Here is a 15,235-nt window from a genome sequence, read left to right as displayed (position 1 = left end):
GTCCCGCTTTCGTTTCACCACTCCGAGGGGTCGCCCGCCGCCGCGGCCGGATTCGCCACGCCCCGGGCTCCGGTCGCACGACGGAAAACGCGTTGCGCACGGACGGCCACACTGCCAGGCTCACTTCCGACCTCCACTCCCACCCTAGAAACGGAAACCGGTATGGGTGTGCGGATCCGCGTGGCGAAGCCGGGTGAGGAACAACGTCTGAAGTGGATCCAGCGGGAGGCGTGGTCTCCGGAAACGAGTCCGGCACCACCACAATCGTCGGGGAGGTCGATCTTCGACGGACCCGTCGAGGCGGGCAACGTGCTTGTCGCCGACGAGAACGGTCTCGTGGTGGGATTCTCGAAACTGGTCCCGCTGGCCACCTCGTATCCCGATCTCGCGAACGCCACGGCTCATGTGCAACAGCTCCACGGTTTCTCGGTGCTGCCCAATTACCGGGGACGGGGCATCGGAAGGATGATGTTGGACGCCGTGCGCACCGAATCGCTGCGGCGCGGCGCCACTCGCATCACGCTGCGCGTACTGGCCACCAACGAACGGGCGATGCGGTTGTATCGCGCCGCGGGTTACGAGATCGAGGGCAGGCTGCGCAACGAGTTCCGCATCGGGGACCGGTTCGTGGACGACGTGCTGATGGCGCTGGAACTGCCCGCGTAATCCCTTTCGGGGAGCGTCCGCGAGAACGTTCCGAAGGGGAGAAGATGATCACCCGAAACACGACTCGGTTAACCTGAACAGGTGTTGGAGCACGCCGGGAACAACCACACCGGGAACAACGGAGTACGACGAGTCACCGAGGCCGACCTGCCCGCCGTGGTGCGACTCGTGCACGAGCTCGCCGAGTACGAGAAAGCTCCCGAGCAGTGCGAACTCACCACGGAGCAACTGCGGCGGGCGTTGTTCGGCACGTCCCCTGCCCTGTACGGGCACGTCGCCGAGTTCGACGGGCGAGTCGTGGGCTTCGCGCTGTGGTTTCTCAACTTCTCCACCTGGCGAGGAACCCACGGCATCTACCTGGAGGACCTGTACGTGGAGCCGTCGTACCGACGGCACGGTCTGGGACGGGCGCTGCTGGCGGAACTGGCGCGGGAATGCGTCGAACACGGATACGCCCGCCTGGAATGGTGGGTGCTGAACTGGAACGAGCAGGCGATCGGCTTCTACGAGTCGCTGGGCGCGATTCCGATGGACGAGTGGACCGTCTTCCGATTGACCGGGGAGGCACTCGATCGAACAGCCCACGGTTGACGGATTTCCCACGGGCGAAAGCACGGTAATCTGCGAAACCGACACGCACCACACCAGCACGAGGTGTCACCATGCCCACTCGCCCGATCAGCCGATACTTCAACCACGGGCTCACGTTCCGCTGGGCACAGGGCGACCGGGAAATCGCGGTCAAACGCGGTTACGTCGTGGAGGGCAACCCGTTCATCGAAGTCACTCGACCGAAGCACTTCACGATCGCGGACAGACCCAACGAGGATCCGGCAAGGGACCGCGAGAACTGGATAGCGGCCATCCCGGTCAACCCGTCGGACTGGGACAAGCCCGGCGCCCTGGCACGGCTGGCCGAGGGCTGGGCAGCGGCCAATCCACGCAGCATCCCTTCGGAGAACCGCGGCGAGGGTGGCTCGAACCAACGTCGCTGACGCCACTCGCGACCTTCCGCCCAGCGGCCCAGGAGCAGGCGGCAGCGCTGGAAGCGCGTGCCGTTCCACGCGAGCTCCCGAGTCCCACGGAACCACCACGCGCCCGGGAACACGCCTCCCGGAAAACCTCGATCAGCCGGAACGGTTCTCGGGCTCGGCGTCGGGAGCGGCACTGGAGCGCAACCACCACTCCCGCCCCGCGCGGTTGAACAGGCACCACAGCACCAGGACGGCGGGTACGGCGAAGCCGAAGGCCACCAGCGGACTGTCCGAGGGGCCCATCGCGTACCAGGACACTCCGAGCAACAACAGTTGCAGCAACAGCACCGGTGTACGGGCCCAGTGTTTGCTCCGCAGCAGCCCGATGCCCGCGACGAGCACGCCGAGCGATATGAGGCCGAAATAACCGGCCTCGCCATAGGTGGAACTGCGGGTAAGCGATCCCACCGAACCGAGATCGGCCTGGCTGGCCCGAACCAGCAGGGCCACGACGAACATGATCCCGGCAACCGCCTGCAACACGGTCACCAACCCGGCCAGGCGCACGGTGCGGGGGGCTGTCGCTGCCGACACGAATGCCTCTTTCCTGGGTGAGGTATCAACGGTGACGCCACAGGGCTCGTGGGAGAACTCCCGGTCCGGCCCCGGCCGGGGTGCCGGAGGACACCGTCGTTCCGAACACCGGGGACGGGGGTCTGACCGGACAGCCGTTCGCGGGCGGAACTTTCCGCCGCAGGCACGTGCTCGCGCGATTCCCGGAGTGCGAGCCCTGAGCACCCTCTTCCGAGGATAGACCACTCATCCGCGCCACCGACACGATCCCGACACGGCGGTGCCGGGCCCGTCCGAGACACCGTGCCGCCGAAAACGCCGGGTAGCTCCGAGACGCGGACCGCACCACACGAAACCTCCCGCGAACTACAGCTAGGCTTCGGGTGTGCGTGCTGTTCTCGTAGTCAATCCGGAGGCGACCTCGACCAGTGCCGCGGGGAGGGACGTGCTGGCCCACGCGCTCGCCAGCGAGGTAAAGCTCGACGTGGTGCAAACGCGCTACCGCGGCCATGCCGCCGACGCCGCCGCACGCGCCACCCTCGAAGGGGCGGACCTGATCGTGGTGCACGGGGGCGACGGCACCGTCAACGAGGTCGTCAACGGGATGCTGCGCACGGAAGTGACCACACCCACCCCGCGTCCCTGCCTTTCGGTCATTCCCGGGGGGCTGGCCAACGTCTTCGCGGGCGCGCTCGGAGTGCCACGGGATCCGTTGGAAGCGACCCACCAGCTGTTGCAGGCCCTGGCCGAGCAGCGCAGTCGCTGGATCGGACTCGGCAAGGTGGACGAGCGGTGGTTCACCTTCAACGCCGGGGTGGGGCTCGACGCGGACGTGGTCGCCGAGGTGGAACGCCGCCGTGGCAAGGGGCGACGAGTGACGCCGTGGTTGTACACCAGTGCCGCGACCCGTTGTTATCTGGCCGGGGCCCGAAATAAGCCATTACTCACCGTGCAGGCTGACGACGAACCTCAGGTGACCGCGTTACACGCGGCCATGATTTCCAACGCGGATCCGTGGACCTACTTGGGCCGCAGGCCGGTGCACACCAACCCCGAGACCAGGTTCGAAACGGGTCTCGGCGTATTCGCACTCGGCAGCATGCTTCCTCACTCAGTGTTACGACATATAGCGCAAATGCTCAGCGATAGAGCTAAACCACAAGGAAAATCCCTTTTTAGGCGTGCGAACATCAGCCGGTTGCGAGTAGCCTGTGAGCGGCCGTTGCGAGTACAGGTCGACGGCGACTCCTTCGGCGAGCTTTCGGTGATCGATTTCGTGTCGGTTCCGAACGCTCTGTGCGTCGTTGGATAACTTGCCGCAACGGAGACACCACACAGGGTCGGCCGCACCGTCTCCGGTGGTCACCCAACCCCAGGTCAAGATCTGTCGATCTTTCGGGTGAGCTCACTCACTCGGTTGTGATCGTCCCCTTGACATTACGCGAGTTCGTGAAAGCATTCACAAGCGCACGGACTCCGTGAAAGCATTCACAAACACCCCGGAACAACGATCGGCGCGCATTGGCGTGCCTAGCTAGGAGCTAAACGATGGACTGGCGCGACCGTGCGGTTTGCCGTGACGAGGACCCCGAACTGTTCTTCCCCGTCGGGAACAGCGGTCCTGCCCTGCTGCAAATCGCCGAGGCCAAGGCTGTTTGCCGTCGTTGCCCCGTCACCTCCGAGTGCCTCGCGTGGGCCCTCGAGACCGGACAGGACGCAGGTGTATGGGGCGGTATGAGCGAGGACGAGCGTCGCGCGCTCAAGCGTCGTAACGCGCGGACCCGCACTCGCACCACCAACGCCTGAGCGCCCGACGGATCCGTCCCGGCCGGAACTCCGTGAGCGGAGACGGGCGAGCCCCGTACGGATTCCAGGGGACGTCGTAGTCGGACGCGCGAGAGCAATCGGGCGCGCGACAGCCGGAAAACCACACCAACTGCACAACACCATCGGTCGATCCGCGTCGATGTCGGTCGCGAACGCGCTCACCGCGTTCCACAGGGGGGCCGACAGGATCGATCGGAGCGCACTCCCCCGTGTGCACCCGCTATCGACGCACCCAGCGGCAGCGACTCAGCGACGGTATTTCAACGGGACTCGCAGCACCGCCTCGGTACCCCGCTGATCACGCCCGCGCAAACTCAACGACCCGCGGAGTTCCGACTCGACGAGGGTCCGCACAATCTGCAGGCCGAGACGTTCGGCGTGCTCGAGGGAGAAATCCTTCGGCAGGCCCTGACCGTCGTCGGAGATCACCGCGTCCAGCCAGCGCGCCGAACGCTCCGCCTGTACCACGACCTCGCCACCCTCGCCTTCGGCGAAGGCGTGTTCCAGGGCATTCTGAACCAGCTCGGTAAGGACCATCACCAGCGGAGTCGCCAGCTCCGCCGCGACCTCACCGAAACGCCCCTGCCTGCGTACGGTCACACCGCCGCCCGCGCTCGCGAGATCACTCATCATCGGAATGACCCGGTCGACGACGTCGTCGAGGTCCACCCGCTCGTCGACCGACATCGACAACGTCTCGTGCACCAGCGCGATGGAGGTCACCCGCCGCACCGACTCGTCCAGCGCCTGCCTCGCCGTGTTGTTGCCGGTCCGCCGGGACTGCAGCCGCAGCAACGCCGCCACGGTCTGCAGGTTGTTCTTGACCCGGTGGTGGATCTCGCGGATCGTGGCGTCCTTGGAGAGCAGCGCCCGGTCCCGACGTTTGACCTCGGTGACGTCCCGGACCAGCACCAGCGCCCCGGCATCCTGCCCACGCGGCTGCAACGGCAGCGCACGGAACAACACCGTGGCCCCCTTGGCCTCGGCCTCGATCCGCATCCCCGGTTGACCGTCCAACGCCTGGCGGATGCGTTGGGACACCTCGTCGGCGTCGAAGGGGTCGGACAGCAGCGAACGCGTCAACGAGGCCAGCGGGCCGCCCACGAGGTCCGCGGCATGGCCCATCCGGTGATACGCCGAGAGCGCGTTGGGACTGGCGAACACCACCGTCCCGGCACTGTCCAGTCGAATCAGACCGTCACCCACCCTGGGGCTGGTGTGCACGTCCGGGGAGGGTTCGGCGGTGGGAAAGCTACCGTCGGCGATCATCTGGCAGAGATCGGCGGCGCTACCGAGATACGAGATCTCCAGCGGACTGGGCACCCGGGGCACCGCGAGGTTGGTGTCCCGACTCAACACCGCGACCACCGAGTCGTCCAGACGAACCGGAATGGTCTCGCGCCGAACGGGGACCCCCATGTGCCACCTGGGATCCTCTTCCCGACAGATGCGTTTCTCCCGCACGGCCCGCTGCAACTGCGGATGATCGTGGGGGGTCACCGCCGTGCCCACCAGGTCCTCCGAGTGGGCCGTCGGCGCCGTCGTGGGACGCGCCTGCGCCACGCAGAGGAACCGGTTGTCCCCCGGATCGTCCTGCCCGACGGGCACCCACAGCAGGAAATCGGCGAAGGAGAGGTCGGAGAGCAGTTGCCACTCCGCGACGACGAGCTGCAGATGGTCGGCCACCGTTCCCGACAGACCGGTGTGCTCGGCCAACAGATCACTGAGAGTAGACACGATCAGCCCTTTCGACCGCCTGCGGACGAACCACGACCCGACGGCACCCACACTCCAGCGATCGCGGCGGTACCCGACAGCGCACTGGTGGCGGGCGAACCGGGAATCCCGGTCAGTTCGGGGTCTCGATCACGGCCAGCAGGTCCCCTTCCCGGACCACGTCGCCCGGGTTGACGGCGATCTCGTCGACCCGCCCCGGGCGCTCGGTGAGCACCGGTATCTCCATCTTCATGGACTCCAGCACCACCACCGAGTCCCCGTTGCCGACCTGATCGCCCGGGGTCACATCGACGGTCATGACGTTGGCAACCATCTCGGCGCGTATTTCGTGTGCCACCAGCTACCGCTTCCCTTCTGGAGCCCGTCCGGCTGACGCTCGACCACCAGGAAACCACGTGAGCAACCGCCCACGAACACCAGGTCACCTCGCATGTCAGACTGTGGGGGGTCGAATTCGAGTCGGATTAGGAGTGCCCAATGGCCAAGCGGGCCCGCAAGAAGAAGGCCGCGCGCAAGAACAACGCCAATCACGGCAAGCGTCCGCTGCGCGGCAAGTGAGGGTTTTTCGCGGACTACACGGCTCGCTCGCGCCACCGCGGCACCATGCCGCGTCCGCGGCCCACAACGAAGTGGCCCCGAACCGGCTGACCGGTTCGGGGCCATCTTTTCGTGTTGCCCGGCTTATCGTGTTGTCCGAAGAGCGGCTACGGCACAGCGGAGTCACTCCGTCGAAGAGCTGGATCTGCTCCGCACCTCCACCGAGGCGCCGTCGGGGCCGTCCTCGAAGGTCACCTCGGCCTGGCGCAGCACGTTCTCCCGGATCGAACTACGCAGCCTTTCGTGCAGCTCCGCGGGAGCGTGCTCCCCGCCGCACTTGCGGTGCAGCAGCTCCTTGAGGTGTTCTTCGATTCCGTAGTGCTCCAGGCAGGAGTTGCACTCGTCGAGGTGCTTGCGCAGGGCGGCACGCCGCTCCTGGTCACACTCGTTGTCCAGGAACAGCCACACCTCGGCGAGTACGTCCTCGCAGGAAGTCCGCGGGTCTTCGCAACAGCTCACGGCGTACTCACCTCCCGCTCCTCGTTTCGGAGGAAGCCGCGTTCACGCGCCACGTCGGTCAGCATCCCGCGCAGCTGCCTGCGGCCACGGTGCAGCCGGGACATGACCGTGCCGATCGGGGTTTCCATGATCTCGGCGATCTCCTTGTAGGCGAACCCCTCGACATCCGCCAGGTAAACCACCATGCGGAACTCTTCCGCGAGCTGCTGCAACGCGAATTTCACGTCGGTGTCCGGCAACCTGTCGAGCGCCTCCAACTCGGCGGAGCGCAGTCCGCTGGAGGTGTGGCTCTCGGCCTGCGCCAACTGCCAGTCGGCGATCTCGTCGGTGGGCTGCTGCTGGGGCTGCCGCTGACGCTTGCGGTAACCGTTGATGTAGGTGTTGGTAAGGATGCGATACAACCAGGCCTTGAGGTTGGTCCCCCTGGTGTAGGACTTGAACGCCGAATACGCCTTGAGGTAGGTCTCCTGTACGAGATCCTCGGCGTCGGCCGCATTGCGCGTCATCCGCAGGGCGGCACCGTAGAGCTGGTCCAGCAGCGGCATCGCGTCACGCTCGAAGCGGGCGACCCGTTGCTCGGCCGTCTCGGTCGCCTCGGAGTCCTCCGTCCGAGTGACCTCGTTCCGCTGCTGCTGCTCACCGGTTTCCGCCTGCTGCTCGTTCTCGGCAGTACTGGCCTGCCCATTGGTACCAGGCACCGGGCTCCTTCCCCGCCACCAAGACGAAAGTGGAGATGGTGACGCCCCCATGCCCTCACCGACATGAGTACTCTCCCAGGATACCCCGGTACCCTCACGTGCACGCTTCGCGGAATCCCGCGAAGCGCGTGACGACACGCACTCTTTCAAGCTGGGCTGCTGGCCGTCGGCGACGGCCGTACCACTCTGCTCGGTCAACACGTGTCGTGCAACGGTCGACGACGGCGTGCTATTCCACCCGCCGGCCGCGCTCCGAGCCACCGCTCGTACCGCACCCCCACGACTAGTGACGCCACGAGTAGTGACGCCCGCCAGTGGCCTTGGGCATGAGGCACCTCCCCGCCAGGGCGGCGTAAATTTCCCACGAAATCGCCGTGCCTCGGTGGGATGCCACACTCCCCCACTCCCCAGGCCGAACCCCGACCACCCTCGCGATCGGCACCGCCGCGGGAGGTTCCGCCGAGCGACCGGCTACGAAACCCGACCGAAAACCTCGATCAGTCGAGGAGGCGCAGAATCCTGCCGAGCCACTCGGCGACGGCACGCGAAACCGCTCCCGTGTCGGCCCGCAACGAGTGGTCCCCGGGAACCAGCACCACCTCACGGTTGGTGGACGGTTCCGGCTCGCCGAACGGATCGCTCTCGCCCTGCACCACCAGGGTCGGAACCTCGACCGCGAAGAGCTCGTCACCTCGGTCCTTGTCCGGTTTTCCCGGCGGGCGCAGCGGAAACGCCAGACACAGCACGGCCGAAGCTCCCCCGGCCTCGGCCGTGCGGCAGGCCACCCGCGCACCGGAGGAACGTCCGCCGAAGATCAACGGGAGTTCCGGGAACCACCGCTGCCCCAGGTCCTCGGCCACGGCCAGCCAGCAGGCGTCGAGCTGGCGGGCGGGCGCGGGCGCACGACGCCCGGCCACCCGGTAAGGCTGTTCGACCAGCGCGACGTGCACCCCCGAGGTGGTGGCGGTGCGCACCGCGCAGACCAGGTCCTCGGCCTCGAAACCCCCACCTGCGCCGTGCCCCAGCAGCAGTGCCGCGCGCCCCTCGGCGGCGCTGTGCAGTTCGGCACGGGCGGCGCCGTACGGGGTGTCCACCTCTACTCTTGTCATGATCCGAACAGCGCGTCCTTCTCGGGTACCGGTTCGGTCAGTCCCGGGCTGTTGTTGGCCACACTGTTGACCGCGCGCGAGACGGGACGCATCCGAAGGTGATCCACCAGTTCGGCCGAAGGCGGAACCAGCAGGTCCGTGACGTCCTGGTTGTCCGGATCCAGCCATTCCGCCCAGTCCCGGGACGGGAGCACCAGCGGCATGCGCTCGTGCACCTCGGCGAGCCCGCCCACCGCCTCGGTGGTAAGCACGGCACAGCTGACCAGCGGTTCGGCCTCCGGATCCGCCGGGTCGCGCCAGGTGGCCCAGATTCCCGCCATGCCGAGACTGGAGTCATCCGGATTGGTGACGTAGTAGGGCTGCTTGGGGCTGCTGTCCCGCTTCCACTCGTACCAGCCGTCGGCAGGCAGCAGGCAACGGTAATAACGAACAGCCCCCCGGAACGCCGGTTTGGTGGCCACGGTCTCGGAACGGGCGTTGATCATCCGGCTTCCCACCGAAGGGTCCTTGGCCCATTTCGGCACCAGCCCCCAACGCATCACCCGCACGGTGCGTTCGGAACGGTCGGGATCGGGACTGCCCTCGGCGTCCCGTGGGTGCCGCTGGACGATGCTGAACACCGGTTTGGTCGGAGCGACGTTGTAGTCGGGCTCCGGCGCCAGGGAACCGGTCTCGTCACGGGCGTCGAACTCGGCGGCGAGCTCGCTCGGCGCCTTCGAGGAGGCGTATCTACCGCACATCGCTTCGCACCTCCACTACCTCCACCCCGAAGCGGCAGGCCCCGAGAAACCGGAACCCACACTTACCGTCCACGTTGCGGTTATGCTGCCAGTTCCGCCGTGTGCTCGCGCAACCCGCACCCGACCGACGGGGCCGCCGACGCACACCCGAACTTCCGGGGCGAACGCAGCGTGCGGGACCATCGACACATGAGCGCACCCTGGTCCGCCCCACCGGCCCGAGAAGCGGTGCACGCCACCGTCGACGTCGCGGGGTCCAAGTCGATCACCAACCGGGCCCTCGTGCTGGCCGCACTGGCCACGGGTCCCTCCACGCTGCGGTCACCGCTGCGCAGCAGGGATACCGAGCTGATGGCAGCGGCGCTGCGCACGCTCGGTGTGGAGGTCGTGGACGGGCCCGGGGACGAGTGGCTGATCACCCCGGGCAAACCACACGGCCCGGCGACCGTGGACTGCGGGCTGGCCGGGACCGTCATGCGATTCCTGCCGCCGATGGCGTGCCTGGCCGAGGGCACGATCACCTTCGACGGAGACCCGCGGGCTCGGGAACGACCACTGGACACGGTGCTGCGAGCGCTGCGGAGACTGGGGGCTCGGGTGAGCGGCGACAGCCTACCCTTCACGATCGACGGCTCGGGCGGAATGGACGGTGGTGCGGTCACCATCGACGCGTCCGCCTCCTCGCAGTTCGTTTCCGGGCTGCTGCTCTCGGCCGCCCGGTACGAACGCGGCCTGACCGTGCACCACGACGGGGAGTCGGTGCCGTCGCTTCCGCACATCGCGATGACGGTGGAGATGCTGCGTGCACAGGGTGTGGAGGTGGACGACTCGGAACCCGACACCTGGACGGTGGCACCGGGCGGGATCGAACCGCTGGAGCTGCGGATCGAACCGGACCTGTCCAACGCCGCCCCGTTCCTCGCCGCCGCCGCGGTGACCGGTGGCGAACTCACCGTGCCGGGCTGGCCAGAGCGAACCACGCAGGCCGGTGATGCCATCCGGTGGATCCTGCGGGAGATGGGGGCCAGCACCAGGCTGGACGAGCGAGGGCTGACCGTCACCGGCCCGGAACGGCTGCGCGGCGTGGACGTGGACCTGCACGAGATCGGCGAGCTGACCCCGACGGTCGCCGCGCTGGCCGCACTGGCGCACGGCGAATCGCGGCTGCGGGGGATCGCGCATCTGCGCGGGCACGAAACCGACCGGTTGGCGGCGCTGCGAGCGGAACTGACCGGCCTGGGCGCGGAGGTCTCCGAGCATCCCGACGGGCTGACCGTCGTGCCCCGACCGATGCGAGGGGGGCAGTGGCACTCCTACGCCGACCACCGGATGGCCACGGCGGGGGCGATCCTGGGGCTGCGGGTTCCGGGGACGGTGATCGACGACATCACTACCACAAGTAAAACGCTGCCCGGCTTCGAAGAGATGTGGACGAAGATGCTGGGCGGCCGGCAGTGACGGGAGCGGAGCGGTGATGGCCAAGCGGGGGTGGCGAGACCTCGACGAGTCCGATGTCCGGGTGCGCCCGAACCGGCGCAACAGCAGACCCCGCAGCAAGCAACGTCCCGAGCACTCCGACGCGCTCGTGGGGATGGTGATCGCCGTCGACCGGGGCAGGTGGACTTGCGCCGTCGACGGTGATCCCCGGCACCGGGTGGTGGCCATGCGCGCCAAGGAACTGGGGCGAACCCCCATCGTGATCGGTGATCGCGTCCGGCTGGTGGGGGACACCTCCGGCGAGCCGGACACGCTGGCCCGGATCGTGCGAGTCGAGGAGCGAACCAGCGTGCTGCGGCGTACCGCCGATGACACCGATCCGTACGAACGAGTGGTGGTCGCCAACGCCGAACAGCTGGTGATCGTGAGCTCGCTGTCGGACCCACCACCCCGCTCCGGATTCATCGACCGCTGCCTGGTCGCCGCCTACGCCGGTGGGCTCACCCCGGTGCTGTGCCTGACCAAGGCGGATCTGGCGGCTCCGGAGGAATGGATCTCCGGTTACGCGGAGCTGGGAATCTCGGTGATCACCACCCGACTCGACGACGCGCCCACGGAACTGCACGCCGCGCTGCACGGCCGCGTCTCGGCGCTGGTCGGGCATTCCGGGGTGGGGAAATCGACGCTGGTCAATCGCCTCGTGCCCGATGCGGAACGGGCCATCGGGCGCGTCAGCGAGGTCGGCAAGGGCAGGCACACCTCGACCTCGGCGGTGGCGATGGCCCTACCCGAGGGCCTCGGCGGCTGGGTCGTGGACACTCCGGGGATACGGTCCTTCGGGCTGGCGCACGTGACCGCGAGCGACCTCGTGGACTCGTTCGAGGACCTCGCCGCGGCGGCGGAGGAGTGTCCGCCGAACTGCGGCCACCTGGGGAGTCCCGAGGATCCGGACTGCCACCTGGACACGTTCGTCGCCGAGGAGGGCCACGAAGCACAGCTGAACTCGCTGCGGAGACTGCTGCGCTCGCGCACGGGCCGTGATGAATGAATCGTATTCACAAATTTCGTCGTTCCGGGGTACGGCTCGTTGCTGAGCTCGCCCCGGGGACGGTCACATCAGTTCGAGCATGAACGGCACCTCCTGCGGAGCGAACCAGGCCAGCTCGTGGTCCTCGGCGTCCCCGAGAGCCAGCTCGGCCTTCTCGTCCCCGAGGTCCGCATCGTCGATGAGCGGAGCCGCCTGCCGAACCGCTTTCTCGGCCTCGGCGGTGTCCACGTGCACCGCGGCGATCTTCTTCCAGGGCACCGGGTTGGCCAGCCGCACCACCGCGTAGTCCAGATCCGGCCGCAGCGTGGCCTCCTCGTCCCGCACATCGGCCGAGATCACCACTCGTCGGGGCGGCTCCTCCGATTCGGCCTCCCCCGAGTCACCGAGCTCCGTCGAAATCAGCCGGAGCGAGGCTCGGGCCGCCTCCCGCATGGCCGCGTACTCCAGCTCCTCGGCATCCCCGCTGGAATACGACTCCCGCAGGGCGGGGGTCAGCGCGAAGGCCGTGCCACTCAACGGCCGCAGCTGCTGTTGTTCGAAGAACTCCCGCAGCATCCGCACGGTGGCCGGCAAATAGATCCTCATACCTCGACCGTTCCGATCATCTCTGTAACCGACTCCTCGATCATCGCAGCAAGGACATCCACGTCCGGCATGGCTGCCCTGTCGGCGTTGAGGCCGATGAACAGCCCGCCGTTGTAGGAAGTGATCCCGACGGCCAACGACTGGTTCTTCACCAACGGGACCACCGGAAATATCTCGGACATCGGCGCACCGGCCGCGTACAACGGTACCTGCGGACCGGGAACGTTGGTCACCAGCACGTTGAAGAGCCGGTTGGACAGCCCACTGGCGACCCGGGCCCCCAGCGCGTGCAGGGTCGGGGGAGCGAAGCCGGAAAGCCGCACCAGTGCGTCCGCTCCCACGGACTGCCCCGATTCGGCGTGGGCACGCATGGCGTGACTCACCTGGTGCAGCCTGATGCTCGGGCTGGGCTCCCCCACCGGCAGATCCACCAGGTACGAGGAGACCTCGTCGAACGGGAGGTCACCGAGTTCGGCACGTGCCACCGCGGCGGGGCCATCGGCTCGAACCGAGACCGGAACCATCGCGCGGACGGTGCTCCGGGTGGTGACGGCCTCTCCCCTGGAGAGCAACCAGTTGCGGAACGCCCCGGTGAGCACGGCCAACACCACGTCGTTGATCGTTCCGCCGTGCTGCCGCCGTACGTTCCGGAGATCCTCGAGCCGCGCCCGAGCCACGGCGAACCGCCGCTGCGACGAAGTGGTCCCGTTCAGCGGCGTTCCCGGCGGTGGCACAGCGGCGGTGCGCAGTGCGGAGTAAAGCCCCGCCACGGCTCCCGAGAACTTGCGCAGTGTTGCGGTGGCGTCGACGGTGGTGGCTCGAATGTTCTCCACCACTTCTCCAGGCCGCCGAACGGCCTCCGTGACCGCGTCGACGGCCAGTTGAACGGCACCCGGTTCGGGACGCGGCAGCCAACGGTCGGCGGGCTCCACCGGTGAGTCCGCGGGGGTGGTCTGCAGGATCAGCTGCCCGATGTCGATAGCTCCGATGCCGTCGATCATGGCCTGATGGGTCTTCGTGATCACCGCTGTTCGGTCATCGGAGAGCCCTTCGACCAGGTAGACTTCCCACAGCGGCCGAGTGGTGTCCAGTTTCCGCGACATCAACCGCTGGGTGAGGTCGTGCAGCTGCTCGTCGTTGCCGGGTTTGGGTAGCGCGGAACGGCGTACGTGGTAACTGATGTCGAAATTGCGGTCGTCCACCCAAACCGGCCTGGCGAGCCGACCGGGGATCTGCACGACTTTCTGGCGGTAGCGCGGCACCAGCGCGAGCTTACGTTCGATGAACGAAACCACGCTGTCGTAGTCGAATCCGGAGCTCGGCCGCCGGAAAACAGCCACACCCCCGACGTGCATGGGTGTGGTGTGGTCCTCCAGATACAGGAACGAGGCATCCAGTGCGGACAACCGATCGGACATGACCGCGATACTGACACACGACGGACGCCGAGCGAAGTGACGCCGAGCGACCGAGTACCGGGTTAACCCCGGCGAAGAAACCGAGCAACGGCGGGCCACTTCCTGCCCGCTCGTTCGACGAAGAACGAAACTCCCCGAGAGGAGCCTCGCAACAGTGCCCGAAACCTCACCACGCGACCGGTTCGTGACCGTCTACGGCCGTAAACCGGTGTTGGAAGCCCTGTCCGACCTCGAACTTCGCGTGGACAAGGTCGTTCTCGCCGAGGGAATCAGCGGCAACATCGTCCGCGAGATCAAGGAAGCGGCCGACGACCGCGCCGTACCGGTGCGGCGCGCCAGCGCGCATCGCGTGAAGGTACTCGCGGGAAACGGACGCCACGATCAGGGGGTGATAGCCGACGTAGTGGCCCGCAAGATGCGTCCGTTGGAGGACGCGCTGGCGGATCCGGCCACCGCTCCCCGCAGCATGCTGCTGCTGGACGGGTTGACCACCCCGGCCAATGTGGGAATGATCCTGCGCACCGCGACGGCTTCGGGCATGGACGGTATCGTGCTGCCGCACCGTGGGGTGGCCAATGTGGACCCGCTGGTAGTCAAGGCGTCGGCGGGAGTCGCCTTTCACGCTCCGATCCTGCGCACCCCGGACGCCGGAACGGCCGCCGAAGTGCTCTCCGAGGCCGGATATCCGTTGTACTCGCTGGATGCCCATAGCGGGGCGAATCTCTTCCGGGCGGAGTTCCCCAACCGGGCGGTGTTCGTGCTCGGCAGTGAGACGGCGGGCCTCTCGGAGGAAGTGGGGCAACGAATCACGGAGCGGCTCCGCATTCCGATGTACGGCGGGGTGGAGTCGTTGAACGTGGCTGCCGCTGCCGGTGTGATCTGCTACGAACTCACACGAAGGGCTTCCGACTGAGTCGAGTGGGGAGCATCCCGCAGCCGTGCCGCCTGCCCCGGCGATTTCGCGTGAAATTGTCGGGGCGCCTTGCGGGTGCTGGCTGGGGGTGCGGAGTAGTCCGGCCCCACCCGTGGTGGGTGGGGCCGGTGTGGGGGGAATGGGTCGGCGGTGTCCGTGTCTCCCACACCCGTGGGGGTGCAGTACCTGGGGCGCTGGAGGGCTTAGCTGCCGGGTTCGGGATGGATGCCGGGCGTGTCTCCTCCGCTGTGGCCACCGACCCAAAAACTGTGGGGGCCGACTGGGTCAGCCGGTATGTAGTTATCGGGGGTGGTGGCTGGGTTGGGAGCCGTATAGTGGTGGCGAGATCCGCGTGTGCTTGCGGGTGGTGCGTGTGTGGGCGATGGGGGGGTGTCGCCGTTCGGCGGGTTAGTACCCGTCCACTGAACACATTGCTGTGCGTACATGTCGGGCC

18 protein-coding genes and 1 rRNA gene are annotated in these 15,235 nt (G+C 67.4%); 9 read left to right on the top strand and 10 right to left on the bottom strand.

The window, feature by feature from the left end; translation table 11 throughout:
- Positions 1-162: 162 nt before the first annotated feature.
- The 3 genes from BLR41_RS16805 (at position 163) to BLR41_RS16795 (ending at position 1,661) form a co-directional block, all read left to right on the top strand.
- Positions 163-666, top strand: coding sequence for a GNAT family N-acetyltransferase (locus BLR41_RS16805; RefSeq protein WP_092629729.1), 504 nt, complete (start codon positions 163-165; stop codon positions 664-666).
- A gap of 81 nt (positions 667-747) precedes the next feature.
- Positions 748-1,257 carry a GNAT family N-acetyltransferase gene (locus tag BLR41_RS16800; protein ID WP_092629726.1) on the top strand — a complete coding sequence of 170 codons (510 nt, stop codon included), beginning with the start codon at positions 748-750 and terminating at the stop codon, positions 1,255-1,257.
- A gap of 71 nt (positions 1,258-1,328) precedes the next feature.
- Positions 1,329-1,661 (top strand): hypothetical protein, encoded by a 333-nt coding sequence (locus tag BLR41_RS16795; RefSeq protein WP_092629723.1) that lies wholly within the window; start codon positions 1,329-1,331, stop codon positions 1,659-1,661.
- A 132-nt stretch (positions 1,662-1,793) separates the two neighbouring features.
- On the opposite strand, the gene BLR41_RS16790 is transcribed toward BLR41_RS16795, so the two are convergent.
- Entirely contained in the window at positions 1,794-2,234 is a 441-nt protein-coding gene (locus tag BLR41_RS16790; protein ID WP_245694384.1) for a hypothetical protein, read from the bottom strand.
- Between the two features lie 364 nt (positions 2,235-2,598).
- Here BLR41_RS16790 and BLR41_RS16785 point away from each other — a divergent pair, with 364 nt between their 5' ends.
- Both BLR41_RS16785 and BLR41_RS16780 read left to right on the top strand, forming a co-directional pair.
- Complete coding sequence (locus BLR41_RS16785; protein ID WP_092629720.1) at positions 2,599-3,525, top strand: diacylglycerol/lipid kinase family protein; 927 nt, start codon at positions 2,599-2,601, stop codon at positions 3,523-3,525.
- Between the two features lie 236 nt (positions 3,526-3,761).
- The gene (locus BLR41_RS16780) at positions 3,762-4,019 is read left to right on the top strand and encodes a WhiB family transcriptional regulator (protein ID WP_092629718.1); all 258 of its coding nucleotides are present in this window, start codon (positions 3,762-3,764) and stop codon (positions 4,017-4,019) included.
- Positions 4,020-4,286: 267 nt separating this feature from the next.
- Here BLR41_RS16780 and BLR41_RS16775 read toward each other — a convergent pair whose 3' ends face one another.
- On the bottom strand, positions 4,287-5,777 hold the full coding sequence (locus BLR41_RS16775; protein WP_092630311.1) for a sensor histidine kinase: 1,491 nt from the start codon (positions 5,775-5,777) through the stop codon (positions 4,287-4,289).
- A gap of 112 nt (positions 5,778-5,889) precedes the next feature.
- Entirely contained in the window at positions 5,890-6,114 is a 225-nt protein-coding gene (locus BLR41_RS16770) for a biotin/lipoyl-binding carrier protein (RefSeq protein WP_092629715.1), read from the bottom strand.
- 140 nt (positions 6,115-6,254) lie between these two features.
- Here BLR41_RS16770 and BLR41_RS24030 point away from each other — a divergent pair, with 140 nt between their 5' ends.
- Positions 6,255-6,335, top strand: coding sequence for a 50S ribosomal protein bL37 (locus tag BLR41_RS24030; protein WP_033374540.1), 81 nt, complete (start codon positions 6,255-6,257; stop codon positions 6,333-6,335).
- Positions 6,336-6,497: 162 nt separating this feature from the next.
- Here BLR41_RS24030 and rsrA read toward each other — a convergent pair whose 3' ends face one another.
- From rsrA to BLR41_RS16750, 4 genes are all read right to left on the bottom strand, one after another.
- A complete protein-coding gene (gene rsrA / locus BLR41_RS16765) occupies positions 6,498-6,833 on the bottom strand; it encodes a mycothiol system anti-sigma-R factor (protein ID WP_092629712.1) in 336 nt (111 codons plus the stop codon).
- Positions 6,830-7,531 (bottom strand): sigma-70 family RNA polymerase sigma factor, encoded by a 702-nt coding sequence (locus tag BLR41_RS16760; RefSeq protein WP_092629709.1) that lies wholly within the window; start codon positions 7,529-7,531, stop codon positions 6,830-6,832. Before BLR41_RS16760 ends, rsrA begins: the two co-directional genes overlap by 4 nt.
- A gap of 497 nt (positions 7,532-8,028) precedes the next feature.
- Complete coding sequence (locus BLR41_RS16755; RefSeq protein WP_092629707.1) at positions 8,029-8,640, bottom strand: alpha/beta hydrolase family protein; 612 nt, start codon at positions 8,638-8,640, stop codon at positions 8,029-8,031.
- Positions 8,637-9,380, bottom strand: coding sequence for an SOS response-associated peptidase (locus BLR41_RS16750; protein WP_092629705.1), 744 nt, complete (start codon positions 9,378-9,380; stop codon positions 8,637-8,639). The genes BLR41_RS16755 and BLR41_RS16750 overlap by 4 nt, the downstream gene beginning before the upstream one ends.
- Positions 9,381-9,569: 189 nt before the next feature.
- Between BLR41_RS16750 and aroA the strand changes: the two genes are divergently transcribed.
- Positions 9,570-10,838 carry a 3-phosphoshikimate 1-carboxyvinyltransferase gene (gene aroA / locus BLR41_RS16745; RefSeq protein WP_092630308.1) on the top strand — a complete coding sequence of 423 codons (1,269 nt, stop codon included), beginning with the start codon at positions 9,570-9,572 and terminating at the stop codon, positions 10,836-10,838.
- Positions 10,839-10,854: 16 nt separating this feature from the next.
- Complete coding sequence (gene rsgA, locus BLR41_RS16740) at positions 10,855-11,865, top strand: ribosome small subunit-dependent GTPase A (RefSeq protein WP_092630305.1); 1,011 nt, start codon at positions 10,855-10,857, stop codon at positions 11,863-11,865.
- A gap of 63 nt (positions 11,866-11,928) precedes the next feature.
- Here the strand turns inward: rsgA and BLR41_RS16735 are convergent, their stop codons facing one another.
- The gene (locus tag BLR41_RS16735) at positions 11,929-12,450 is read right to left on the bottom strand and encodes a DUF6912 family protein (RefSeq protein ID WP_092629703.1); all 522 of its coding nucleotides are present in this window, start codon (positions 12,448-12,450) and stop codon (positions 11,929-11,931) included.
- Positions 12,447-13,868, bottom strand: a complete 1,422-nt coding sequence (locus tag BLR41_RS16730) for a WS/DGAT/MGAT family O-acyltransferase (protein WP_092629700.1) — start codon at positions 13,866-13,868, stop codon at positions 12,447-12,449. Before BLR41_RS16730 ends, BLR41_RS16735 begins: the two co-directional genes overlap by 4 nt.
- Before the next feature lie 154 nt (positions 13,869-14,022).
- On the opposite strand from BLR41_RS16730, the gene BLR41_RS16725 reads away from it, so the two are divergent.
- A complete protein-coding gene (locus tag BLR41_RS16725; protein WP_092629699.1) occupies positions 14,023-14,781 on the top strand; it encodes a TrmH family RNA methyltransferase in 759 nt (252 codons plus the stop codon).
- Positions 14,782-14,923: 142 nt separating this feature from the next.
- Here the strand turns inward: BLR41_RS16725 and rrf are convergent.
- Positions 14,924-15,041 (bottom strand): 5S ribosomal RNA (gene rrf, locus BLR41_RS16720).
- Positions 15,042-15,235: the final 194 nt, after the last annotated feature.

The organism is Actinopolyspora mzabensis (genome assembly GCF_900101095.1).
Classification (GTDB): domain Bacteria; phylum Actinomycetota; class Actinomycetes; order Mycobacteriales; family Pseudonocardiaceae; genus Actinopolyspora; species Actinopolyspora mzabensis.
The sequence above is the reverse complement of the archived record's forward strand: the minus strand, read 5'-3'. Positions and strand labels throughout refer to the sequence as shown.